Origin of the sequence: Janthinobacterium pasteuri (genome assembly GCF_051380775.1) — a bacterium.
Lineage (GTDB): Bacteria > Pseudomonadota > Gammaproteobacteria > Burkholderiales > Burkholderiaceae_D > Janthinobacterium.
Genome location: NZ_JBNYXS010000006.1, coordinates 198,965 through 221,307, shown reverse-complemented (window position 1 = coordinate 221,307; position 22,343 = coordinate 198,965). Strand labels below are relative to the sequence as shown.

24 protein-coding genes are annotated in these 22,343 nt (G+C 61.4%); 13 read left to right on the top strand and 11 right to left on the bottom strand.

Features of this window, described 5'->3' with window-relative positions:
- The first annotated feature begins 27 nt into the window (after positions 1-27).
- The 9 genes from ACQ4WN_RS09120 (at position 28) to ACQ4WN_RS09080 (ending at position 8,728) form a co-directional block, all read left to right on the top strand.
- Complete coding sequence (locus ACQ4WN_RS09120; protein ID WP_436551232.1) at positions 28-1,548, top strand: B12-binding domain-containing radical SAM protein; 1,521 nt, start codon at positions 28-30, stop codon at positions 1,546-1,548.
- A gap of 57 nt (positions 1,549-1,605) precedes the next feature.
- Positions 1,606-2,739, top strand: coding sequence for an MlaE family ABC transporter permease (locus tag ACQ4WN_RS09115; protein ID WP_289952670.1), 1,134 nt, complete (start codon positions 1,606-1,608; stop codon positions 2,737-2,739).
- Positions 2,739-3,638, top strand: a complete 900-nt coding sequence (locus ACQ4WN_RS09110; protein WP_436551231.1) for an ABC transporter ATP-binding protein — start codon at positions 2,739-2,741, stop codon at positions 3,636-3,638. The genes ACQ4WN_RS09115 and ACQ4WN_RS09110 overlap by 1 nt, the downstream gene beginning before the upstream one ends.
- Positions 3,638-4,597: an MlaD family protein gene (locus tag ACQ4WN_RS09105; RefSeq protein ID WP_436551230.1), complete on the top strand. Its 960-nt coding sequence runs from the start codon at positions 3,638-3,640 to the stop codon at positions 4,595-4,597. Before ACQ4WN_RS09110 ends, ACQ4WN_RS09105 begins: the two co-directional genes overlap by 1 nt.
- Before the next feature lie 12 nt (positions 4,598-4,609).
- On the top strand, positions 4,610-5,224 hold the full coding sequence (locus ACQ4WN_RS09100) for an ABC-type transport auxiliary lipoprotein family protein (RefSeq protein WP_436551229.1): 615 nt from the start codon (positions 4,610-4,612) through the stop codon (positions 5,222-5,224).
- Between the two features lie 10 nt (positions 5,225-5,234).
- Positions 5,235-6,422 (top strand): VanZ family protein, encoded by a 1,188-nt coding sequence (locus ACQ4WN_RS09095; RefSeq protein WP_436551228.1) that lies wholly within the window; start codon positions 5,235-5,237, stop codon positions 6,420-6,422.
- A 40-nt stretch (positions 6,423-6,462) separates the two neighbouring features.
- Complete coding sequence (locus ACQ4WN_RS09090) at positions 6,463-6,780, top strand: (2Fe-2S) ferredoxin domain-containing protein (protein ID WP_436551227.1); 318 nt, start codon at positions 6,463-6,465, stop codon at positions 6,778-6,780.
- A 35-nt stretch (positions 6,781-6,815) separates the two neighbouring features.
- Entirely contained in the window at positions 6,816-7,469 is a 654-nt protein-coding gene (locus ACQ4WN_RS09085; protein WP_058050378.1) for an alpha/beta hydrolase, read from the top strand.
- Between the two features lie 113 nt (positions 7,470-7,582).
- Entirely contained in the window at positions 7,583-8,728 is a 1,146-nt protein-coding gene (locus ACQ4WN_RS09080) for a D-alanyl-D-alanine carboxypeptidase family protein (protein WP_436551226.1), read from the top strand.
- 71 nt (positions 8,729-8,799) lie between these two features.
- Here ACQ4WN_RS09080 and ACQ4WN_RS09075 read toward each other — a convergent pair whose 3' ends face one another.
- From ACQ4WN_RS09075 to ACQ4WN_RS09065, 3 genes are read right to left on the bottom strand one after another with little or no spacing between them, the layout of a single operon-like run.
- Positions 8,800-10,197: a cytochrome c gene (locus ACQ4WN_RS09075; protein ID WP_436551225.1), complete on the bottom strand. Its 1,398-nt coding sequence runs from the start codon at positions 10,195-10,197 to the stop codon at positions 8,800-8,802.
- A 14-nt stretch (positions 10,198-10,211) separates the two neighbouring features.
- Positions 10,212-11,999 (bottom strand): GMC family oxidoreductase, encoded by a 1,788-nt coding sequence (locus ACQ4WN_RS09070; RefSeq protein ID WP_436551224.1) that lies wholly within the window; start codon positions 11,997-11,999, stop codon positions 10,212-10,214.
- A gap of 38 nt (positions 12,000-12,037) precedes the next feature.
- Entirely contained in the window at positions 12,038-12,730 is a 693-nt protein-coding gene (locus ACQ4WN_RS09065) for a gluconate 2-dehydrogenase subunit 3 family protein (RefSeq protein ID WP_436551223.1), read from the bottom strand.
- A 225-nt stretch (positions 12,731-12,955) separates the two neighbouring features.
- Here ACQ4WN_RS09065 and ACQ4WN_RS09060 point away from each other — a divergent pair, with 225 nt between their 5' ends.
- The gene (locus ACQ4WN_RS09060) at positions 12,956-13,519 is read left to right on the top strand and encodes a TetR/AcrR family transcriptional regulator (protein ID WP_436551222.1); all 564 of its coding nucleotides are present in this window, start codon (positions 12,956-12,958) and stop codon (positions 13,517-13,519) included.
- 55 nt (positions 13,520-13,574) lie between these two features.
- A complete protein-coding gene (locus tag ACQ4WN_RS09055) occupies positions 13,575-14,501 on the top strand; it encodes an aldo/keto reductase (protein WP_436551221.1) in 927 nt (308 codons plus the stop codon).
- A gap of 3 nt (positions 14,502-14,504) precedes the next feature.
- On the opposite strand, the gene pssA is transcribed toward ACQ4WN_RS09055, so the two are convergent.
- Entirely contained in the window at positions 14,505-15,290 is a 786-nt protein-coding gene (gene pssA, locus ACQ4WN_RS09050; protein ID WP_436551243.1) for a CDP-diacylglycerol--serine O-phosphatidyltransferase, read from the bottom strand.
- 219 nt (positions 15,291-15,509) lie between these two features.
- Here pssA and ACQ4WN_RS09045 point away from each other — a divergent pair, with 219 nt between their 5' ends.
- Together ACQ4WN_RS09045 and ACQ4WN_RS09040 are read left to right on the top strand one after the other, a co-directional pair.
- Positions 15,510-16,460, top strand: coding sequence for a CAP domain-containing protein (locus ACQ4WN_RS09045; protein ID WP_436551220.1), 951 nt, complete (start codon positions 15,510-15,512; stop codon positions 16,458-16,460).
- Between the two features lie 147 nt (positions 16,461-16,607).
- Complete coding sequence (locus ACQ4WN_RS09040) at positions 16,608-17,189, top strand: Hpt domain-containing protein (RefSeq protein ID WP_436551219.1); 582 nt, start codon at positions 16,608-16,610, stop codon at positions 17,187-17,189.
- A gap of 9 nt (positions 17,190-17,198) precedes the next feature.
- On the opposite strand, the gene ACQ4WN_RS09035 is transcribed toward ACQ4WN_RS09040, so the two are convergent.
- The 7 genes from ACQ4WN_RS09035 to rpmH form a co-directional block, all read right to left on the bottom strand.
- Positions 17,199-17,399 carry a hypothetical protein gene (locus ACQ4WN_RS09035; RefSeq protein WP_436551218.1) on the bottom strand — a complete coding sequence of 67 codons (201 nt, stop codon included), beginning with the start codon at positions 17,397-17,399 and terminating at the stop codon, positions 17,199-17,201.
- A 92-nt stretch (positions 17,400-17,491) separates the two neighbouring features.
- On the bottom strand, positions 17,492-17,797 hold the full coding sequence (locus tag ACQ4WN_RS09030) for a hypothetical protein (RefSeq protein WP_436551217.1): 306 nt from the start codon (positions 17,795-17,797) through the stop codon (positions 17,492-17,494).
- A gap of 9 nt (positions 17,798-17,806) precedes the next feature.
- The gene (gene mnmE, locus ACQ4WN_RS09025) at positions 17,807-19,186 is read right to left on the bottom strand and encodes a tRNA uridine-5-carboxymethylaminomethyl(34) synthesis GTPase MnmE (RefSeq protein ID WP_436551216.1); all 1,380 of its coding nucleotides are present in this window, start codon (positions 19,184-19,186) and stop codon (positions 17,807-17,809) included.
- Positions 19,187-19,372: 186 nt separating this feature from the next.
- A complete protein-coding gene (gene yidC / locus ACQ4WN_RS09020) occupies positions 19,373-21,109 on the bottom strand; it encodes a membrane protein insertase YidC (RefSeq protein ID WP_436551215.1) in 1,737 nt (578 codons plus the stop codon).
- Between the two features lie 11 nt (positions 21,110-21,120).
- Entirely contained in the window at positions 21,121-21,381 is a 261-nt protein-coding gene (gene yidD, locus ACQ4WN_RS09015) for a membrane protein insertion efficiency factor YidD (RefSeq protein WP_101483122.1), read from the bottom strand.
- On the bottom strand, positions 21,378-21,815 hold the full coding sequence (rnpA, locus tag ACQ4WN_RS09010; protein WP_436524581.1) for a ribonuclease P protein component: 438 nt from the start codon (positions 21,813-21,815) through the stop codon (positions 21,378-21,380). The genes yidD and rnpA overlap by 4 nt, the downstream gene beginning before the upstream one ends.
- A gap of 23 nt (positions 21,816-21,838) precedes the next feature.
- Positions 21,839-21,973, bottom strand: a complete 135-nt coding sequence (gene rpmH, locus ACQ4WN_RS09005) for a 50S ribosomal protein L34 (protein ID WP_010401996.1) — start codon at positions 21,971-21,973, stop codon at positions 21,839-21,841.
- Positions 21,974-22,343: the final 370 nt, after the last annotated feature.

Below are 22,343 nucleotides of genomic sequence, written 5' to 3'. Positions count from 1 at the left end.
GCGGTTTCGCCGTTTCCATCGCCTCCCATGACCATCCTGCTCTCCACCCTGAACGCCCGCTACACCCACGCTTCGCTGGGCTTGCGCTATTTGCTGGCCAATATGGGGCCGTTGCAGGCGCAGACGCGATTGCAGGAATTCGTCATCGGCACGAAAACCACGGAACTGGTCGAGCGCATCCTGGCGAACAAGCCGCGCATCATCGGTTTTGGCGTGTATATATGGAACGTCGAAGAAACCACCAAACTGGTGGCCATGCTCAAGCGCGTGGCGCCCGAAGTCATCATCGTGCTGGGCGGGCCGGAAGTGTCGCACGAGGCGGGCGAGCAGGAAATCGTCAAGCTGGCCGACTACCTGATCACGGGCTGGGGCGACGTCACCTTCCCCAAGCTGTGCGGCGAGATCCTCAACGGGCCAAAACCACTGATGAAGATCCACGCGGGCGTGCAAGCGCCGCTGGCGGAACTGCAACTGCCCTACTCTCTATATACAGACGACGATATCCGCCACCGCACGATTTACGTGGAAGCGTCGCGCGGCTGTCCGTTCAAGTGCGAATTCTGCCTGTCGGCGCTGGACAAGACGGCCTGGCCCTTCGCCCTGGACAACTTCCTGGCCGAGATGGAATCCCTGCATGCGCGCGGCGCCCGCCTGTTCAAATTCGTCGACCGCACCTTCAACCTGAACATCAAGACCAGCCTGAAGATCATGCAGTTCTTTTTAGATAAGATCGAAGCGAATCCGGACGATCCGATCTACGCCCACTTCGAGCTGGTGCCCGACCACTTGCCCGATGCCCTGAAAGAAGGCATCAGCAAGTTCCCTCCCGGCGCCCTGCAGTTCGAGATCGGCATCCAGAGTTTCAATCCGGACGTGCAATCGCTGGTCAGCCGCAAGCAGGACAATCAAAAGGCGGCCGACAACATCCGCTGGCTGTGCGAGGAATCGAACGCCCACCTGCACGTGGACTTGATCGCCGGCTTGCCGGGCGAGGATGAAGCGAGCTTCGCGGCCGGCTTCAACAAGCTGGTGGCATTGAAACCGCATGAAATCCAGTTCGGCATCTTGAAGCGGCTGCGCGGCACACCCATCATCCGCCACACGGAAAATTACGGCATGGTGTTCGACCCGCACCCGCCGTACACCATCCTGGCCAACAAGCAGCTCGATTTCATGAGCATGCAGCGCCTGGTGCGCTTCGCCCGCTACTGGGACCTGGTGGCCAACTCGGGCCGCTTCGCCAATACGGTGCAATGGATGCTGGGCGATGCACCGTTTGAAAATTTCATGGACTTTTCGAACTGGCTGTACGCCCACACGGACGCCACCCACCGCATCGCCATGGAACGCCTGGCCAAGCTGGTGGCGCAATGGCTGCAGACGCGCGGCATGAGCGCAGCCGAGGCCAATGCCCTGCTGGCCAGCGACTATGCGGGCGGCGCGCAGGCAGCCGCGCAGGCCAAGACAAGCGAAGTGAGCACTAACAACAGCAAGGTGCGCCCGGACGTGGCCCTGCCACAGCGGCAGGCGCGTCACCTGGCATCCTGAAACGGCGGCGATTGAACAGCGGTGGCGGTCTGCGCCATTCTCCCTTAAACTGGCACGATGCCGACTGTACAATCGCCGAAACTGACCCTCTCCCAGACCAGCTCCCAACAGGGAGCACTTGTCACTGCCAGCGGCACCTGGCAGGTGCACGCCCTTGCGCATGACAATGCGATCAAGGCCATTGACGCCCAGCTCAAGCCCTTGCAGGGCGACGCGAATGCCAGCTGGGACCTGTCACAGATCGACAGCATGGACCATATCGGCGCCCAGCTGTTCTGGAATGCCTGGGGCAAGCGGCGCCCTGCGCAGCTGACCCTGGCACCATCCCAGGAAGAGTTTTTCCGGCGCATCGAAGAGACGGGCCCACTGGAAACGCCGCCTTCGCGCGCCAACCGCCTCACGCCCGTGATGAAGCTGGGCATGACCATTTTGCTGTTTTTCGAACATTTGAAGGGCTTTATCGCCCTCGTGGGCCAGGTAACGCAGGATATCGGCCGCTTTGCGCGCCACCCGATGCGCGGACCATGGCGTGAAATTTCCGCCAATATTTTCCATGCGGGCTTCCAGGCGCTGGGCATCACGGCGCTCGTGGGCTTTTTGATCGGCGTCGTGCTGTCCTATCTGTCGGCGCAGCAGCTGCGCGCCTTTGGCGGCGACATTTATCTGGTCAACCTGCTGGGCATGAGCGTCATCCGCGAACTGGGGCCTTTATTGGCGGCCATCCTCGTGGCCGGCCGCTCGGGTTCGTCCATCACGGCACAGCTGGGCGTCATGCGCGTCACTGAAGAGCTCGACGCCATGCTGGTGATGGGCATTTCACACGGTTTCCGCCTGATCATGCCGAAAGTGCTTGCCCTGGCCATTTCCATGCCCCTGCTCGTCATCTGGACGGATACGGCCGCACTGATCGGCGGCATGGTGGCGGCCAAGGTGGAATTAAACTTGTCGGCGCGCTATTTCATCCAGAAGCTGCCGGATGCCGTGCCGCTGGCCAACTACATGATCGGCCTGGGCAAGGGCGTCATCTTCGGCATGCTGATCGCCCTCGTCTCCTGCCACTTCGGCCTGCGCATCAAGGCCAATACGGAAAGCCTGGGGCACGGCACCACCACCGCCGTCGTCACGGCCATCACCGTGGTGATCCTGGCCGACGCCGTGTTCGCCATCGTCTTCAATGGAGTGGGCTACTGATGGCAGACGACACCGATATCGCTTGTGGCACGGGCAAGGACGGCCAGTTCAACCTGCATGGCAGCGCGCCCGTGGTGGAAATCACCAATCTGTGGACCAAGTTCGGCCGCACCGTCGTGCACCAGGACTTGAACCTGGAAATCGAACGGGGCGAAATCCTCTCCATCGTGGGCGGCTCCGGCACGGGCAAGACGGTGCTGCTGCGCCAGATGCTGGGCCTGGAACATCCGGCGCGCGGCTGCGTCAAAGTCTTTGGCGAAGATATTAACAAAGCAAGTTCCGACCAGCTGCAGCAATTGCGCAACCATTGGGGCATGCTGTTCCAGCAAGGCGCGCTGTATTCGGCCCTGACCGTGTTTGACAACGTAGCCCAGCCGATGCGCGAATTGCGCGTGCTGCCCGAGGCGCTGATCCACGACGCGGTATTATTAAAGATGAACATGGTGGGACTGGGCCCGGAACATGCGCTGAAAATGCCATCGGACCTGTCGGGCGGCATGATCAAGCGCGTGGCGCTGGCGCGCGCCCTGGCGCTGGAACCGAAGCTGCTGTTCCTCGACGAACCGACGGCGGGCCTGGACCCGGACCTGTCGGAAAGCTTTGTCTCTTTGATCCAGTCGCTGCACCGCGAGCTGGGCTTGACGGTGGTGATGGTCACGCATGACCTCGACACCCTGTTCGCCCTGTCCACGCGCATCGCCGTGCTGGCGGAAAAACACGTGATCGCCATCGGCCCCACGCGCGAGGTGATCGCAGTCGACCACCCGTTCATCAAACAATTTTTTCTCGGTGACCGCGGCCAGCGCGCGCTGGCTGTCCTCGATGAAAAACAGGCGGCGGCAAGCAAGGCGGCGCAGCCAGGCGCTGACGCCGGCACAGACAAGAAAGCGGAGAAGTAATGGAAAACAGATCACATGCCCTGATGACGGGATTTTTTACTCTCACCCTGCTGGTGGCCGCCATTTTGTTCGGCGTCTGGTTCAACCGTGACCGCGTGGAACGCGTCCCGTATCTGCTCGCCACCACCCTGTCCGTGCCGGGCCTGAACCCACAGGCGGCCGTGCGCTACCGGGGCCTGGAAGTGGGCAAGGTCGACGCCATCGATTTCGATACGCAAAAAGCGGGGCAAATCCTCGTGCACATCAGCGTGGCACCAGACACGCCCGTCACCCACACCACCTTTGCTACCCTGGGCTACCAGGGCGTGACGGGCATCGCCTACATCCAGCTCGACGACGAGCACGTGGGTTCCAAATTATTGGGCACCAGCAAGGACAAGCCGTCGCTGATTCCCCTGCGCGCCGGCTTGCTGGACCAACTGGAAAAGCGCGGCAAGCGCATCCTCGACCAGGCCGAGCAGATCACCAACAAGGTCAACAACCTGCTCAGCCCCGACAACCAGGCGGCCATGCTGGGCGCCTTCAATGAAGTGGGCAAGGCAGCCAAGGCCTTCGGCGCCATTCCGCAGCAGCTGGAGCCGACCCTGACGCAATTGCCGCAACTGACGGAACAAACACGCCAAACCTTGACGGCCGTCAGCACGGCTAGCAAGAACGTGTCGGACTTGACGGCCACCTGGAAAAAGCTGGGCAACGATATCCAGGCGCCCGGCGGCGTGCTCGACAAGGTCAATGGCACGGTCGACCGGGTCGGCAATTCGGTGGAAACGGTGGCCAATGGCGTATCGCTGGAAGTGCTGCCACAGGTCATCGAGCTGAGCGGCGAGGCGCGCTCTTCGATGCGCGCCCTGAAAACCACCATGAGCACGCTCAATGAACAGCCGCAGAGCATCTTGTTCGGCGCCCCAGACATCCCGCCCGGCCCGGGCGAGCCCGGTTTTTCGGCGCCGGGCAAATAAGGAGAAGAAAGCATGCACATCCCTCGCAATTTCACGGTGCTGGCCCTGGCCGGCGCTTTCCTGCTGGGCGGCTGCGCCAGCCGCGGCCCCGTGCCCACGTTTTATGATTTCGGCCCGGTGGCGCCGATGGCGGCCGCACCAGCGGCGGCGCCAGCCGTGCCCGTGCTGGTGATTGCCGACGCCAACGGCCCTTCGTGGCTGGACAGTCAGCGCATGTATTACCGCCTGCTGTACGCCGATGCGCAACAATCGCGTCCTTACGCCTACAACCGCTGGAACACGCCGCCGTTGCAACTGTTGAGCCAGCGCCTGAAAACGCGCGTGGCGCAAAGCGGCGTGAAAGTGCTGTCGACTACGGACGCGGCCGCCGGCATTCCCCTGCTGCGCATCGACGTCGATGATTTCTCACAAAACTTCGATACGCAAACGCACAGCAGCGGCCACGTCTCGCTGCGCGCCTCGCTGTTCCGCGGCCACCGCCTGATCGACCAGAAAACCTTCAGTCGCAGCGGCCCGGCCGGCAGCGCCGACGCGCAAGGCGGCGCGCAGGCGCTGGCGGCAGCGTCGGACGCCATCGCCAACGACCTGCTGGTCTGGCTGGGCACGCTGACCATCCCGAAAGAATGACCGTCACAGAATGACCGCCTCCGCAGCCCCTGCCAGCCAGCCAGCGCCACTGCCGCCCGTACGCTCGTCGCCCGTGTCGCGCGCGACCCTGCTCGCCTACGTCTTCCTGATCGTCTACGCCAGCTGGTTCCCGTTCACGGGCTGGCACAGCAATGGCTTGTCGCCGCTGACGTTCCTGGAAAACACGCGCATGCCCCGCTACTGGACGGGCTTTGACGTGGGCATCAACGTCGTCGGCTACATCCCGCTGGGCGCGTTGATCGTGTATTCGCTGTTCCCCAGGGTCACGGGATTTTTTGCCGTCGTGATCGCCAGCCTGTGCGGCGTCTTCATCTCCGGCAGCATGGAAGCGGTGCAAACCTATTTGCCCAGCCGCGTGTCGTCGAATCTCGATTTTTATACGAATGCGGCCGGCTGCTTTATCGGTTCCATCATCGGTGCCTTGACGGCGCGCAAGCTGCTCGACCATAGCCATTTGTACCGCGTGCGCCAACGCTGGTTTGCCCAGCACGCCAGCCAGGGCCTGGTGCTGGTGGCCTTGTGGCCACTGGCGCAAATCTATCCGCAAGGCTATCTGTTCGGCCTGGGCCAGCTGCTGCCCATCCTGTCGGACTGGCTTTCCAGCCTGATGGGCATGGAGATCGATCTGGCCACGTATCTGCGTCCCGATGTGACATTGACCGTCGAGCAATATTGGCTATCAGAAACCATCATCACGGCTTGCGGCATGACGGGCGCCGTGCTTACCTTGCTGTGTCTGCTGCGCCGCGCCGCACCGCGCGCCATCTTGATGCTGATCCTGATCGCCGCCGCCTTGATCGTGCGCTCGATGGCCAGCGCGCTGCTGTTTTCGCCGGAAAACGCCTTCGTCTGGATCACGCCGGGTGCGCAGGGCGGCTTTTTGATCGGCCTGATCATGCTGGGCGGCCTGGCCTTCGCGCCCCATGTGGCGCAGCGCCGCATCGCGGCCGCCACCTTGCTGCTGAGTCTAGTGATGGTGAATACGACGCCGATCAACCCGTATTTCATGTCCACATTGCAAGGCTGGGTACAGGGAAAATTCCTGAACTTTAATGGCGCGGCGCAATTCCTGGCCCTGCTGTGGCCTTTCATGGCCCTGTGGTTCCTGTGCCTGCCCTCGCACCGCCTGAACCGGCAGGACGATGCGCAGCGCCAGCGTCGCGAAGACCACCCATAAGCGCTATCATGGCGTATTGATGAATCAGCAGGAGCATAGTATGAGCGACGCACCGTATTTTGAACGCCACGTTTTTTTCTGCATGAATAAACGTGAAGACGGCCGCAACAGTTGCGGCGACCATGGCGCGGAAGCGGCGCAAAAGCATTGCAAGCGCCGCATCAAGGAACTCGACATGAATGGCGCAGGCAAGATCCGCATCAACCAGGCCGGCTGCATGGACCGCTGCGAAGAAGGCCCGCTGCTGGTCATCTACCCGGAAGCGACCTGGTACACCTATGTCGACACCAGCGATATCGATGAAATCATCGATTCGCACCTGGTGGGCGGCAAAATCGTCGAACGCCTCAAGATTTAATGCCAATTTAAGAGATAGCCACCAGTATGAGCATCATGAACAGAAATTCGGAAAAATTTACCCTCGCCGGCCATGCAGGCAGCATGGAAGGCTTGCTCGATTTCCCGGCAGACACCCCGCGCGGCATCGCTCTCGTTGCCCATCCGCACCCGCTGTATGGTGGCACGATGGATAACAAGGTCACGCAAACCCTGGCGCGCGCCTTTGTCGCCCTCGGTTACGTGGTGGCGCGCATCAACTTCCGCGGCGTGGGCGCCTCGGAAGGCGTACACGACCATGGCGTGGGTGAGACGGACGACATGCAATTGCTGTATGAACACATGCGCGGCCTGTACCCGGGCTTGCCCGTGGCCTTGTCCGGTTTCTCGTTCGGCACCTTCGTGCAATCGAAACTGCAGGAGCGCCTGGCAGCCGCCGGCACGCCCGTCGAGCGCCTGGCGCTGATTGGCAGCGCGGCAGGCAAGTGGGCCATGGCCGACATTCCGGCCGACACGATTTTGATCCACGGCGAACTGGATGACACGATTCCCCTGTCCGCCGTCTTCGACTGGGCCCGTCCACAAGACATTCCCGTGATCGTGATCCCCGGCGCCGACCACTTTTTCCACCGCAAGCTCAATCACATCAAGAACCTCGTGATTGCGCTGTGGCATGGTGACAAACCCGCCATCGCAGCAGATGATCATTGAAGTGTGGGCTTACTACCGTCTCCACGGCTATAATTGATCCGTTTTTTCCACGCGGCCATGTAAGCAGCAACAACATGGCCCCCAGCCTTCATCTTTTTCGCAGACCAGCCTCCATGAAAAAACTTTTAGCGGCACTGGCCTCCAGTGTACTTTTCCTATCCGCCGCCTACGCCCAGAGCGTTCCAGCCCCGACCATCGCCGCCAAGTCCTGGCTGCTGCTTGACGCCACGAGTGGCCAGATCATTGCTTCGCAAGATCCGGACGCGCGCATCGAGCCGGCATCGTTGACCAAGATCATGACGGCTTACCTGACGTTTGCCGCCATCCGCGAAAAGAAACTGGCGCTGGACCAAAAAGTGAATGTTTCCGTGCGCGCCTGGAAAGTCGATTCGAGCAGCTCGAAGATGTTCATCGACCCGGCCACCCCCGTATCGATCGACGACTTGCTGCATGGCCTGATGATTCAATCGGGTAACGACGCCGCCGTGGCGCTGGCTGAAGCCGTCGCCGGCGATGAAGGCACTTTCGTCGTGCTGATGAACCGCGAAGCGCAACGCATGGGCTTGAAAAATACGCGTTTTGCCAATCCGCATGGCTTGCCTAGCCCCGAGAACTATTCCACCGCACAAGACCTGTCCGTGCTGGCCCAGCGCGTGATCGCCGACTATCCGGAATTCTACAAAATCGATTCCGTAAAAAGCTTTACCTACAACAAGATCACCCAGCCTAACCGCAACCGCCTGCTGTGGCTGGACCCGACCGTGGACGGCATGAAAACGGGCCACACGGAAGCGGCCGGCTATTGCATGATCGCGTCGGCCCGCCGTCCAGGCGGCACCGGCGAGCGCCGCCTGATCTCGGTGGTGCTGGGCACCACGTCCGACCAGGCCCGTACGCAGGAAAGCCAGAAGCTGCTGAACTGGGGCTTCCAGAACTTCGATACGGTCAAGCTGTACTCGAAGGGCCAGGCCGTGGCCACGCCGGAAGTATGGAAGGGCTCGAAAGGCACCGTGAAAATCGGTTTCGCCCGCGACGTGCTCGTCACCGTGCCAAAAGGCATGGCTGCCAAGATGAAACCTGTGCTGGAACGCAAGGACCCGCTGGTCGCGCCACTGGCTGAAAACGCCCCGGTCGGCAAGCTGAAAATGATGGTTGAAGACAAGGTTCTGCTGGAACTGCCTGTCGTGGCGCTGGAGCCGATCAACCAGGCCACGATCTTCGGCCGCGCCTGGGATTCGATGCGTTTGTGGATGAAGTAATTATTTCTTGTATCCCATAAAAAATGCCCGCAGATACTGCGGGCATTTTTTTCGTCTTGCGCTACGTCAGCTTACTTCAGCGGCGCATCCTTCAAGTGCGGCTGGCGCGCCACGGGCGGGAAAGTGCCCGGGCGGCCTGCCGCAAAGGTCGCTTCCGTCTGCGACGCTGCCACCGGCACGGACAGCTTGCGCACCTTGGCCACCTGCGCCGCCGTCACCGGTGCGCCGCGGTTGCCCCAGCTGGTCTGGATGAAGGTCACCACTTGCGCAGTCTGCTCATCATTAAAAATGTCGGCGTACGGCGCCATCGTCAGCGCCGACGGTGCCGTGCGCGTGGCCGGCACGGCGCCGCCCGACAGCACAATGTTGATGGCTGAAGTAGGATCGTTCGTCTGCAGCACGGCATTGCCCGCCAGCGCAGGGAAGGCCTTGTCGTAGCCCTTGCCGTCGGAACGGTGGCAACCGGCGCAACGGTCCAGGTACAACTGCGCACCCTTGGAATTGACGACGCCGCTGAACAACTGCTTGCCCAGCTTGTCGTCCGCGACAAACGCGGGCGTGGCCGGGTTCGATGGCGGCAAGGACTTCAGGTATTTCGCCATCGCCGCCAAGTCGCCATCCGTCATGTGCTGCATGGAATGGGCCACCACGTCGTTCATGGCGCCGAACGAGGCCGTATGGCTATTGCGGCCCGTCTTCAGGAATTCAGCGATCTCCGCCACACTCCAGCGCGCCAGGCCGCCGCCATGTTCATTGCGCAAGGAGGGCACGGACCAGCCGTCGATCACGCCGCCGCCCGCCAGGAAGGTGGTATTGCCCGCGTCCGTCAGCGATTTTTCCTGCATGCCCACGCCGCGCGCCGTATGGCAGGCGCCGCAGTGGCCCAGGCCCTGCACCAGGTAGGCGCCGCGCAGCAATTGCGCGTCGCCCGTGGCCGGTACCTTGTAGGGCTGCGGCGTGGGGGCAAAGACCCAGCGCCAGATGGTTAACGGAAAACGCATCGACAGCGGCCACGGGATGTCGGCTGCCTTGTTCGGCGTCGGGTCCGCCTTCACGCCATGCATGAAATAGGCGTACAGCGCTTGCATGTCCGCCTCGCTCAGGCGCGAGTACGACGGGTAGGGCATGGCCGGATACACGGTGTAACCGTGTTTCGTCACGCCAGTGCGCATCAGCTTGTCGAAATCGGCAAAGCTCCAGTCGCCGATGCCGGCTTTTTTGTCGGGCGTGATGTTGGTGGAATACACCTTGCCGATCGGCGTTTCCATGCCCAGGCCGCCGGCGAACGGCTGGCCCTTGCTGCCGGCCGTATGGCAGGCGATGCAGTCGCCCGCGCGAGCCAGGTATTCACCCTGGCGTATCAGCTGGGCGTTCGGGGTGGTGGCGGCGGCCGACCAGGCGGCGCCGGGGGTACTGGCGGCGAGCGCCAGCAGCAGCGCGCCCACGGTGGTGGTGAATGTGTTGTTCATCTTCTTGTTCTTTATCAAGCGACCAGGGGACGGGGATCTTTCAGGTATTGCTCGCGGATGGCCTTGGCCGACCAGTAGGTCAGCGCGCAAGCGAGGCCCGTCGGGTTGTAGCCGATGCCGACCGGGAACACGCTGGAGCCGACGGCAAACACGTTGTGCACATCCCAGCTCTGCAAGTAGCGGTTGACGACGCTGGTCTTGCGGTCCGCGCCCATGGCCGTGCCGCCCGCCCAGTGAGTGGTCTGGTAGTTGCGCAAGTCGAGGTGGTCGCCCACGCTCTTGACGGAGACCTTGATCGCTTCGGGATTCATCGCTTCAGCCACCTTCATCATCTTGTCCGTGACGAAACGGCTCATCTTGATGTCGTTTTCCTTCCAGTCGAAGGTAAAGCGCAGCAATTGCTGGCCATACTTGTCCGTGTAGGTCGGGTCGAGGTCGACATAGCAATCGCGGTAAGTCATGTTGGCGCCATGGCAATCGAAGGAGACCGTGTTCAGATAGCTCTTCTTGACGGCCTTTTTCCAGGCAGAACCCCAGGCGGGCGTGCCATCCGGTGTGGCGATGCCGGAAATCGGCTTGGAGCCGGCCGGGTTGCACCAGGCGGGCGAACCACCGACAAAGCCCAGCGGGCCATGGTCGAAATTGTCGCCATTCCAGTCATCGAGCGCGACACCGGTGCCGCCGGCGCCGATGAAGGGGTTGGTGTTCGTGTCTTCCTTGAAGAAAGTCTGGATGGTGGACATCATCTGGTAGGCGATATTGCGTCCCACCACGCCTTCATTGCTGACGGGATCGTACGGCTTGCCAATGCCCGACAACAGGAACAGATGCGCATTGTTGTAGGCAAACGCGCTGGCGATGACCAGGTCGGCCGGCTGCTCGACGGCCTTGCCGTCCGCATTGATATACGTCACACCCGTTGCGCGTTTTTTGCTGCCGTCGAGGTTGATGCGCACGACATTGCAGTTGGCACGCAATGTAAAGTTCGCCACCATGCGCAGGGCCGGCATGATGTTGACGTTGGGCGAGGCTTTGGAGTAGTTGTAGCAGGCGTAGCCGGAGCAGAAACCGCAAAAGTTGCATGGCCCCATCTGGCAGCCATACGGGTTCGTGTACGGGCCGGACGCGTTCGACGAAGCGTTGACAAACGGGTGGTAGCCGACGGCCTTGGCCGCGCGACGGAACAACTCTGCCGTGTACGGCACTTTTTGCGGTGCCAGCGCGTAATTGTCGGAGCGGTCGCCCTCGAACACATTGCCGTCGCCGACGACGATGCCGTTGACTTTATACGCCTGGCCCGAGGTGCCGAAGACTTTTTCCACGAAATCGAAGTGCGGCTCCAGCTCGGCGTAGGTCACGCCAAAGTCCTGGATCGTCATGCCTTCGGGAATGAATTTCTTGCCATAGCGGCGTTCGTAGTGGCTGCGGATTTGCAGCTCTTCCGGCAGGACGCGCCAGTGCATGCCCGACCAGTGCAAGCCCGCGCCGCCCACGCCCGTACCCGGCTTGAAGGCGCCTATCTGGCGGTACGGCACGGCCACGCCCGTGATGCTGTGGCGGAAGGTAAATGTGCTCTTCGACATATCCTGGAACAGCTTGCTGCGCTGGATATAGGTCAGCTCGTCGAGGGTCTTCGGATAGGCGCCGTCGGGATAGGTGTCGCGGTACTCGCCGCGTTCCAGCGCGACCACGTTCAGGCCCGCTTCCGTCAATTCCTTGGCCATGATGGCGCCGGTCCAGCCAAAGCCGACAATCACGGCATCGACAGGCTTCATTTTTACATCTGGTTTGATATCACTCATGATGGTTTTTCTTTTTCTTTGATCTGCTACTAAAAGTTTTACGCTATGGATACCGGCGGAAGAGGATATTTTTTTCCGTACTGTTCCACCCAATCCATGTAGTCGGCACGCGCGCCAGGGAATCCCACCATCTTCCAGGCCAGCATGTCCTTGTTACCGCCGTGCACGGGGTCGCAAAAGTATCCTTCGCGCGTGTTTTGCAGCAGCTGGTTAAAGAAGATCTTCGATGGCACTGCGCCGATGTCCAGGGTGCCCTTTTGCAATTGCGTGATGACGGCATCGCGCTCGGCCCCGTTCAGCTGCACGAAGGGCTTGCCGGACTGCTTGTGCACGGCCGCATTGACGCCGGCCAGGGCGCTCTTGTACAGCTCGCGCGGCGCCATGTGGAACTGGTAGCCGAACTGTTCGATCGAGGGTACGAACGGCCCCTGCATGTACCACAGCGCGCCATACGCGTAAGGCGTGTTCATCTGCGAGTCGATGAATTCATGCACGCCCGATTCCAGCGCACCCGGCCCTTCGGCGTCGGCGGGTATCAAACGGTCGACCAGCGCGCTCAGGGTGGCCCATTCGGTGGCGTCGAAAAAGCGCGGTTTATAGGCAGGCTGGTCCTTGGAGACGGCCATGGCCAGGCCGCCGCCGGCGCCGGCTAGCAAGGCCACGGCAGGTGCGGCGCCGACAGCCTTGCGCAAGAAGTGTCGCCGATGGGGCGAAATCCCGATGATTTTCATAGGTTTTCCTCAGGCGGCGCGAGCCGCCACAGTGATGGATGTGGGAGTCAGAAAGAAAATGCGGGCAAGCGCCGCGGAGATGGCAGATTTCACGTAGAGATGACTGGGGTATCGCGGCGCATCCGCCTGCCGGTTAATTGATCAAGGTGATTGACAAGCAGTCGCTTTGCATTTACGGTGCGCATCGTACCATAATTAAAAGAAACATTCAGAGACAGGCTCAAGGTGATTAAAAATGCAGCAGCGCCGCGTGGACGTCCGCGCAAGGCGGGTGTGGAAGATGCGGTGCTCGAAGCGATCGTCATGCTGGTCAGGCAATATGGACTGGAAGCGGTGACGATACAGATGGTGGCCGACGTGGCCGGCGTGGGGCGCCAGACGATATACCGGCGCTGGCCGCGGCGCGAAGACATGCTGCTCGACGCGCTCGTCAAGCGCACGGCGGAAAAGCTGCAGCGCGCGCTCGACATGCCGGATGGCCAGGAAATCGAAGCGATCTGCGCGCGCATCTTCGACAACCTGAACGCCGATGGCCGCTTCACCTGTGATTTACTGGTACTGATCCACGATGATGCGGCCGCCCAGCTGCGCTTTCGCGAGCAGATCGTCGCACCGTGGATCACCCTGGTGGTGCAGCGCCTGGTCAACATCGGCGTGCGCGCCGACCTCGACTTGCGCCTGTTCGCCTTCATGCTGCAATCGGCGCTGGTGTACCAGATGCAACTGGGCGGCCAGCTCGACCTTGCCCTGCAAGAGCGTTGCTGCCGCTTCATCCGCAGCATGCTCTAGATTAGCTGGCTATAATCGTGGCGAGTCCATCACGTCACCATCCGAAAGCCAGCCCATGAGCCACGTATTTCCCGCCAGCCTGCAAGCACCACGCAGCCGTTTAAGCAGCAACGGTCCCGAACTGTCGCGCATCGTCGCCGGCATGTGGCGCATCGGCGAGTGGAATATGTCGGCGCAGCAACGACTGGCCTTCATCGAGCAATGCCTGGCCCTGGGCGTATCGAGTTTCGACCATGCCGATATCTATGGCGATTACAGCGCCGAAGGTTTGTTTGGCGAAGCGCTGGCCCTGCAACCGGGCTTGCGCGACAAGATGGAGCTGGTCAGCAAGTGCGGCATCAAGCTGCTCTCGCCCCACCGTCCCGGACACGCCATCCAGCATTACGACACGAGCGCGGCGCACATCACCAGCTCCGTGGAACACACCTTGCGCCAGTTGCACACGGACCGCCTGGATTTGCTGCTGATCCACCGTCCCGATCCGCTGATGGATTTCGACGAGATCGCCGGCGCGTTTACCCAGTTACAACAGGCGGGCAAGGTCCTGCACTTCGGCGTATCGAACTTCAGCCGCCACCAGTTCGAATGCCTGCACCGGCGTTTCCCGCTGGTGACGAACCAGGTGGAATTCTCGCCGCTGCACGTAACGCCCCTGTTCGACGAAACCTTCGACGGCTTGCAGGACGTGGGGGTGGCGCCGATGATCTGGTCGCCGCTGGCCGGCGGCAGGCTGTTCCAGGGTGGCGATGCGAATGTGGAGAACTTGCGCAATGTCATCAAGCAGATCGCCGACCAGCTGCAGCGCCCGTTTGCCAGCGTGGTGTTTGCCTGGATCATGCAACTGCCATGCCGCCCCCTGCCGCTGACGGGCTCGGGCCGCATCGAAGCCGTGGGCGTAGCCGTGGAAGGCACGCAATTCACGCTCAGCCGCAGTGACTGGTTCGCCATCCTGCGCGCCGCGCGCGGGCACGAGGTGGCTTAAAGTCTAGTCAATCTCATCCGGATCATTAAAGACTTGCGGCAACGCAATGCCGCGCCAGCCCAGATACCAGGCCAGGTTCAGCGCCAGGGTGGCAGCGATGTAGACGGCGAAGAACAGCGCAAAGAAGCTGGTCTTCAGCCACACCAGCAAGGCGATGGCCACGATCAGCACCAGCAGCGCGGCCAGGCTTTTCTTTTGCTTGGAACTGGGGAAACGCAAGGTCGACACCATCAGGCTGCCCACGCCCACCAGCAGCAGCATCAGCAGATAGCTGTGCAGCATGGAATCGATGGGCGCCGGCCAGGCCACCACCACGGCCGCCACGCAGGCGGCACCGGCCGTGATCGGCATGCCGACAAAATACAGCGGGTCGGTACGCCCCACATTCACATTGAAGCGCGCCAGGCGCATGGCGCCGCAAGCGACAAAGAAGAAGCTGGCCATGCCGCCAAAGCGCAGCAGCAGCGGATCGTGCACACCCATCTGCACAAAGCCGTAGCAGTACAACAAGACGGCCGGGGCGCAGCCGAAATTCATCACGTCGGCAATGGAATCGAGCTGCACGCCGAACTGCGAACTGGTCCCCGTCAGCCGGGCCACATAGCCGTCGAGCGCATCAAACACCCCGGCGAGCACCAGCAGCGCCGCGGCCAGGCGATAGGCATCCGCGTCGCCCACCGCGGCGTTATCGACGGAAATGACGATGCTGGCAAAACCGCAGGCTATCGACAGCAAAGTCACCATGCTGGGCAAGGCGTACTTGGCGCGCTGCAGGCGCGACTTGGGCAATGTGTTCAAATTATGGGCAATCAAAGTAGCGGGAATGAGGCAATGCAGCGGTAAACACTGCACTGTGCCCATTCTACCCTGCGCAGCTGCGGCACCGCCCCCGCACGAGCGCGACATATCTTGTCATAGATGCTCTACGGCATATAAAAATGCCTTAAAATCGTTTCACTGGGCAGCACCCTCCCCCACCACTGCCCGTTTATCGATACAGGAGCCCTCTTGATTGCCTCGTCACTGCGTTGGAAATACTGGATACCCGCCCTGCTGAGCGCAGCCCTGCTGGGCGCCTGCGGCGGCGGCGATAGCGGAGGCAAGCCGTCGCTGAGCACCTCGACCCCGGCAGGGCAGCTGACGCAGGAACCGGGCGCTCCCGTCCTCAGTAACAATATCGCCACCGATGGCTTCAACTGGTTCAACTACCGGCGCAGCCAGATCGGCCTGTCGCCACTGGTGCGCAACGGCCAGATCGACAGCGCGGCCCTGGGCCATTCCAGCTATCTGAACCTCAACAATACGGTGGCGCACGAGCAAGTGCAGGGCAAGCCCGGCTTTACGGGCGTCAAACTGGGCGACCGCCTGGCCAAGGCCGGCTACGTCGTCACGTCGCTGCAGGGCGAAGTCATCGCCGGCGCGAGCAACAACTCCGGCTTTTACCTGGCCGAAGAGCTGGTCACGGCCATCTATCACCGCTTCGTCATTTTCGAGCCGCTCTTCAAGGAAGGTGGCGCGGGGGCGGCCGTCAGTAGCGCCGGCTACGCGTATTTCACCACCGACCTGGCAAGCAACCGCAACTATGGCCCCGGGCTGGCGGCGGCGCAAATCGTCGCCTATCCATTTGGCGGACAGCAAAAGGTGGCCGTCAGTTTTTCCAGCGATAACGAATCGCCCGATCCCGTGCCGAACCAGGACGTGGTCGGCTACCCGATCAGCGTGCACGCCAACTACGGCACCACGGTCAGCGTGACGGCGTTCAGCGTGCGCCAGCGCGGTACCGGCACGGACCTGACAGTGCGCCTGCTGACGAGCGGCAGCGATATGCATACGCCGGTCTCGGCCGCATCCATCATTCCGCTGGCGCCCCTGGCCGCGAATACCACCTATGACGTGAGTTTCATCGGCAAAGTCAATGGCGCGGACATCACGTACAACTGGTCATTCAGCACGCGCTAGCGTGGCAAGCGGGCGCGATGTTGAGCACGACAGGAAGTAAAATAGTGCTTCCTGCTTTACGACAGTGACAAGTTTTGGGGCTCTCTGCACAGCATGCTGAAACCACACGTCACTTGTGATGATGATGCCGCCTTAGCGGCATCCGATATGGTCCGTATTCTCGACGTCGAGAACGGACTGGGCCGCATCATGGGCGACCGCATCCTGTACCTGAAAATCCTGCGCCGCTTCCTGCATGACCACGGCACCACGCCGTGCCAGATCCGCGCCGAATTCGACGCCGGCAACTATGCCTCCGCACGCCTGAAGGCGCATACCCTGAAGGGCGCCGCCGGCATGATCGGTGCGCGCCATGTGCATGGCCTGTCGGAAACGCTGGAATCGGCACTGCGTGCGCAGGCGCCCGATCTGGCCCGGCAGATGCTGCAGCTGGAACTGGCGCAGGATCAATTGCTCGGTGCGGTCAGCAGCATGCTGAGCACGCCGGAAGCGACCCATACGGCGGCGCAGGACATGGCACCCGACCCTGCCGCCCCCGCCATCCAGCTGCTGCTGGCGCGCCTGGCCAGCCACCTGCGCGAAGGCGATGGCGCGGCCATCGACATCCTGGAAAACTCGGCCAGCCTGCTGGCCGCCAGCCTGGGCGTCCACGTCTACCAGGAAGTGGCAGCCGCCGCGCACGAGTTCGATTTTGACGGCGCGCTGGCGGCGCTGCTGCGGCGGCGCTAATTACCGAACTCAAGGTTGGTACAGCGCCTCTTCCGCGTAAGCCATGCCGCAACTCTTGCCGCAAAAGCGGCGCACGGCATCGAGCGGCTTGTCGCAATACCAGCACGCGCCTTTTGGCGGCAAGGTGGCGATCAATTCCGGCATGGCGGGCAGTGGTCGCGCCACTACCTCATCCTCGCATTCCACGACATCCGGCTGTTTGCTGTCCATGGCGCTTCCTTTCCTAGCGGCACTTCAAGGCCGCTCAGCAAGATTACGTCAGCGCAATTTGGACTTCATGATAATTCTCAACGGGGCAGATGCTAGCTAGACTTTCGGAAACTGCGCACCGCATCATTGGCATTCTCGGCAATGACTTTTTGCAGCGCCGGCTGCCCCGCATACTTGGTGGACAGCCGCTTCCACTGCCGCTGTGCCTGGCCGCAGGAGCTTGCCACGGCTTGCGTGATCTCGCGCTGGCGCGTCTTGTCGTTGTCATCCCACTCGCCTGCGAAATGCTCGCACATCCGGGCGTTCTCGACAAACCGTGCCACGTCCTTCGGCAGTTTTTCCTGCGCACCAGCCAGCAGGGGCACACAACTGAACAGCAGAACAAGCAGCAGCTTCATCCAACCTCCTTACTTGCCGATGCAGAAACGGCTGAAGATCACGCCCAGCAGATCGTCAGGCGAAAACTCGCCCGTGATGCTCGACAGCTGCACCTGCGCCAGGCGCAGCTCTTCGGCGAACAGGTCCAGCGACTGGTCATCCTGCGCCGCGTGCGCGGCAGCGATGTTCAAGTGCTTGCCGGCCGACTTGAGCGCGATTAAATGGCGTTCGCGCGCCAGGTACAGCGATTCGCCCGTCTGCTGCCAGCCGGCGATGCGCAGCAGTTCGGCACGCAGCAAGTCGATACCGATGTGCTCGTGCGCCGACAGATACACGTGCGTGGCATCCGGCAAGGCATCCACGCCGGGCTTGTGGCCGGACAGGTCAATCTTGTTCCACACGCGCACCACGGGCACGCCTTCGGGGAAGGCGGCGACGATAGTTTCATCTGCCAGCGTGGGGCCATGGTCGGCGTCGAGCAGGTGCAAAATCACGTCGGCCTTGCCGATCTCGCCCCAGGTGCGTTCGATGCCGATGCGCTCGACGGCGTCGATGGTGTCGCCGGCGCTGCGGATGCCGGCCGTGTCGATGATGTTGAGCGGAATGCCCTCGATCTGGATGGTTTCGCTGACCTTGTCGCGCGTGGTGCCGGCGATCGGCGTGACAATCGCCACGTCGGCGCCCGCCAGCGCGTTCAATAGCGACGACTTACCCACGTTCGGCTGGCCGGCCAGCACGACATTGAGGCCTTCGCGCAGCAGCGCTCCCTGCGCCGCCTGGGCAAACACTTTATTCAAGGCTTCGATGACAGCTTTCAACTGACCGCGCGCATTCGATTTTTCCAGGAAATCGATCTCTTCTTCCGGGAAATCCAGGGTCGCCTCGACCAGCATGCGCAAGCCCGTCACCTGTTCCACCAGCGCATGGATGGTGTTGGAGAACGCGCCCGACAGCGATTGCGAGGCGGACTTGGCCGCCGCTTCCGTGGAAGCGTCGATCAGGTCGGCCACGGCTTCGGCTTGCGCCAGATCAAGCTTGTCATTCAAGAATGCGCGGCGCGTGAATTCGCCCGGTTCGGCCAGGCGCAAGCCGTTGTCCTTGCCCGCTTCCAGCACGCGCGCCAGCAGCAGCTGCAACACGATAGGGCCGCCATGGCCCTGCAATTCCAGCACGTCTTCGCCCGTGTACGAATGCGGGCCCTTGAAGTGGATGGCGATGCCCTGGTCGATGATGCTGCCATCGGCTTCCGTAAACGGTAAATAGGTAGCGTGGCGCGGTTTCAGTTGCTGCGCGCCGAACAGGGCCGTCATCAGGGGAGCGAGGTTTTTGCCGGAGGCGCGTACCACGCCGATGCCGCCGCGTCCGGGGGCGGTGGCGATGGCGGCGATAGGGGAAGAGTCGAGTTTCATGGGGATATTGTAGTGTATTCGGGAAAGGCGGCAGGAGCCGCGATATTTTCAGCGACAAACCGGTGCACATGAAGGGGGCGCTCAGTGGAAAGCCGGCAAAACCCACTTTTTTTTGACATCGGACCCACTGGATACGATGTCAAAAAAAAGCCCGCGCGAGGCGGGCTTTCTGTTCGCTGGCCGGAATTACTTGGCGGCAGGCGCGTATTTCTTGGTGATCACCCATTGCTGGCCGATCGACAGGACGTTGTTGACGACCCAGTAGAGTACCAAGCCCGACGGGAAGAAGAAGAACATCACCGAGAATGCCAATGGCATGAACAGCATCATCTTCGCTTGCATCGGATCGGCCGGGGCCGGGTTCAGCTTGGTCGTGATGTACATCGAGATCGCGTACAGCACCGGCAGGATGCACCATGGGTCATGCTGGGCCAGGTCGGTGATCCAGCCGATCCATGGCGCGCCGCGGATTTCCACGGACGCGTTCAGTACCCAGTACAGGGCGATAAACACGGGCATCTGGATCAGGATCGGCAGGCAGCCGCCCAGCGGATTGATCTTTTCCGTCTTGTACAGCTCCATCGTGGCCTGGTTCATCTTTTGCGGATCGCCTTTGTAGCGCTCGCGGATCGCCTGCATCTTCGGCGTGACCAGTTTCATCTTGGCCATGCTGCGGTAGCCGGCGGCCGACAAGGGGAAGAACGCCAGCTTGATCAGGATGGTGAAGGCGATGATGGTCCAGCCCCAGTTGCCCAGCACGCTGTGGATGTGTTCCATGACCCAGAAGATCGGCTTGGCGATGATGGTCAGCCAGCCGTAATCCTTGACCAGTTCCAGGCCAGGCGATACCGATTCCAGCAGATGCGCGATTTGCGGACCCGAATACAGCTTGCTGTCCATGCTGGCCGTGGCGCCTGGCGCCAGGGTAGGCAATGGCAGCACGTTGCCGATGGCGTACAGGTTGGCGCCGACCTTCTTGGTGAAGATGTCGCGCTTGGCGTTTTCAGGCGGAACAAAGGCGGAAACGAAGAAATGTTGCGAAATAGCAAACCAGCCGCCATTCGCCGTGGCCGGATGCAGGCCCTTCATGGCGTTGTCGTTGCCCTTCTTCTCGTCTTCCACGGCCGCTTTTTCGATTTTCTCGAACGTCAGCTTCTGGTACTTGTCTTGCGGCGTGTACAGGGTCGGACCCGTGAAGCTGCTGTTGAAGAACGAGTCACCGACCGGCTTGTTGCCGTCATGCGTCAGTTGCAGATACAGTTGTGGCGTGACAGGCGCTGCGCCCACGTTGGCCACGTCGTGACGCACTTCAATGACGTAGTCGCCGCGTTTGAACGTAAACGTCTTGGTCAGCTTGACGCCGCCTTCGACCGCTTCCATCACCAGTTGCACTTGCTTGCCATCACCGATAGTGCGCACGCCAGGCTGCACGGTGAAACCGCTCGCGTGGGTAGGGAAAGGACCGCCGACCAGGCCCGATTGCGCCAGGTAGGTGTGGTTCGCGCCCTCGTCGAACAGCACTTCGTTTTGCTTGCCTTCGTCAGGCTGGCACCATTTAAACAGGCCGAAGCAGCCGCCGAACCAGCCCGGATTGCCTGCGCCCTTGAATTTCAGCAATTCCAGACGCTTGACCTGGCCGCCCAGGGTGTCGATGTCGACCTTGATGACGTCGGTGGTGATGCTAATCACTTCGCGCTTGAACGCGGCGGGATCAACAGCCGCGCCCGGCAAAGTAGGCACACCAGCAGCCGCTGCGGCAGCCAGGGCCTCCGTCTTGGCAGGGGTCGCAGGTGCCTTGGCGGTTTGTTGCGTGTTCGCGGAGAACATCGATGGCTCGCCGATCGAGATTTTCCATTCGTTCCAGAGAATTACCAGCGAGACGGAAAACACGATCCACAGGATGGTACGTTTATTGATATCCATTAGGGTATTTGTCAGGAGTGGTTGCAACCGCAAGCGGTCGTTGAAGATTGTTTGCAATCGGCCGGCGGCACCGGGTCGACGCCCCCATCATTCCAGGGGTGGCAACGGCACAGGCGCTTGGCAGCCAGCAGGCTGCCCTTGGCCGTACCGTGCACGCGCAGCGCTTCCATCGCGTAATGCGAACAACTTGGATAGAAACGGCAATTCTGTCCCAGCATGGGGCTGATCAGCAACTGATAAGCACGCAGCAGGAACAGCAGCAGGGTTTTCATGGCGCGGATGGTGGTGGCGCAGCAACAGAACGGGCCTGGGCGGCGATTTGCGCCGCGAACAGGCGGCTCAATTCTTCACGCAGCTCGGCTTTGAGCCGGCTCGTGGTGGCCGGGCCATCCTTGCTGTTGACGGCGCGCGACAAACGCACCACGCAGTCGACCGGCGGCATCGCGCTGTTGCGAAACAGCTCGCGCGTGACGCGCTTGATCGTGTTGCGGGTCGCCGCGCGCGGCGCGAAACGCTTCGCCACAACGACGCCCAGCCGCGCATGCGGCAATTGATTGTGTCGGGTGTACAGCACAAAATGCGCTGTTTTTTGCGAAGGGCGCAAACGAAAAACGGATGAAAATTCATCCGTTTTAACGATACGCCGAACGCGCGCGAAGTCGTGTGAACCTTCGCGTTGATTGCCGACTGGAGTACAGCTAGCCACGCGATCAGCTGTCAACGACAAGCCTAGACGGCCAGACGTTTGCGGCCCTTTGCGCGACGTGCGTTGAGCACATCACGGCCACCACGGGTAGCCATACGAGCGCGGAAGCCGTGCGTACGCTTGCGGCGAACGACGGAAGGTTGGTAAGTACGTTTCATGTTGGTCTCGCTAAAAACAAAAAAAATGCAAAATCGGGTCTGACGTCCCGTCAGTTTTTGGTGCCAATGACAATCGCGCACTTATGCCAAGGCACAAGCTGGCCAATCTCATCGCCCGCTTGAACGCGCACCAAATCTACTACGCGGAGCGATTTGCGGCCTCCGGTGCTCACTGTGCCTTCGCACAGTTGCGCGCCTCAGCCACAACTCATCACCGCTCGCTACGATTTGGTACTGCGTCGTTAATCCACGCTTAGTCCATATTGTCGTTCCAAATGAATAAACACGGAATACGGGCGGGGAACCCTGAATTATTCAGCATATGCCCCCCTCTTGTCAAGGATTGCCGTGATCGCCTGGAAATTTTCGC

What these genes read in the sequence shown, in the direction of transcription:
- ACQ4WN_RS09080 (WP_436551226.1), top strand. Translation starts at nt 7,583, where the DNA reads ATGAAAAAACTTTTAGCGGCACTGGCCTCCAGTGTACTTTTCCTATCC.
- ACQ4WN_RS09105 (WP_436551230.1), top strand. Translation starts at nt 3,638, where the DNA reads ATGGAAAACAGATCACATGCCCTGATGACGGGATTTTTTACTCTCACC.
- ACQ4WN_RS09085 (WP_058050378.1), top strand. Translation starts at nt 6,816, where the DNA reads ATGAACAGAAATTCGGAAAAATTTACCCTCGCCGGCCATGCAGGCAGC.
- ACQ4WN_RS09115 (WP_289952670.1), top strand. Translation starts at nt 1,606, where the DNA reads ATGCCGACTGTACAATCGCCGAAACTGACCCTCTCCCAGACCAGCTCC.
- ACQ4WN_RS09095 (WP_436551228.1), top strand. Translation starts at nt 5,235, where the DNA reads ATGACCGCCTCCGCAGCCCCTGCCAGCCAGCCAGCGCCACTGCCGCCC.
- ACQ4WN_RS09065 (WP_436551223.1), bottom strand. Translation starts at nt 12,730, where the DNA reads ATGAAAATCATCGGGATTTCGCCCCATCGGCGACACTTCTTGCGCAAG.
- ACQ4WN_RS09090 (WP_436551227.1), top strand. Translation starts at nt 6,463, where the DNA reads ATGAGCGACGCACCGTATTTTGAACGCCACGTTTTTTTCTGCATGAAT.
- mnmE (WP_436551216.1), bottom strand. Translation starts at nt 19,186, where the DNA reads ATGAAACTCGACTCTTCCCCTATCGCCGCCATCGCCACCGCCCCCGGA.
- ACQ4WN_RS09100 (WP_436551229.1), top strand. Translation starts at nt 4,610, where the DNA reads ATGCACATCCCTCGCAATTTCACGGTGCTGGCCCTGGCCGGCGCTTTC.
- ACQ4WN_RS09070 (WP_436551224.1), bottom strand. Translation starts at nt 11,999, where the DNA reads ATGAGTGATATCAAACCAGATGTAAAAATGAAGCCTGTCGATGCCGTG.
- yidC (WP_436551215.1), bottom strand. Translation starts at nt 21,109, where the DNA reads ATGGATATCAATAAACGTACCATCCTGTGGATCGTGTTTTCCGTCTCG.
- yidD (WP_101483122.1), bottom strand. Translation starts at nt 21,381, where the DNA reads ATGAAAACCCTGCTGCTGTTCCTGCTGCGTGCTTATCAGTTGCTGATC.
- ACQ4WN_RS09055 (WP_436551221.1), top strand. Translation starts at nt 13,575, where the DNA reads ATGAGCCACGTATTTCCCGCCAGCCTGCAAGCACCACGCAGCCGTTTA.
- ACQ4WN_RS09030 (WP_436551217.1), bottom strand. Translation starts at nt 17,797, where the DNA reads ATGAAGCTGCTGCTTGTTCTGCTGTTCAGTTGTGTGCCCCTGCTGGCT.
- ACQ4WN_RS09040 (WP_436551219.1), top strand. Translation starts at nt 16,608, where the DNA reads ATGGTCCGTATTCTCGACGTCGAGAACGGACTGGGCCGCATCATGGGC.
- ACQ4WN_RS09035 (WP_436551218.1), bottom strand. Translation starts at nt 17,399, where the DNA reads ATGGACAGCAAACAGCCGGATGTCGTGGAATGCGAGGATGAGGTAGTG.
- rpmH (WP_010401996.1), bottom strand. Translation starts at nt 21,973, where the DNA reads ATGAAACGTACTTACCAACCTTCCGTCGTTCGCCGCAAGCGTACGCAC.
- ACQ4WN_RS09110 (WP_436551231.1), top strand. Translation starts at nt 2,739, where the DNA reads ATGGCAGACGACACCGATATCGCTTGTGGCACGGGCAAGGACGGCCAG.
- ACQ4WN_RS09075 (WP_436551225.1), bottom strand. Translation starts at nt 10,197, where the DNA reads ATGAACAACACATTCACCACCACCGTGGGCGCGCTGCTGCTGGCGCTC.
- ACQ4WN_RS09120 (WP_436551232.1), top strand. Translation starts at nt 28, where the DNA reads ATGACCATCCTGCTCTCCACCCTGAACGCCCGCTACACCCACGCTTCG.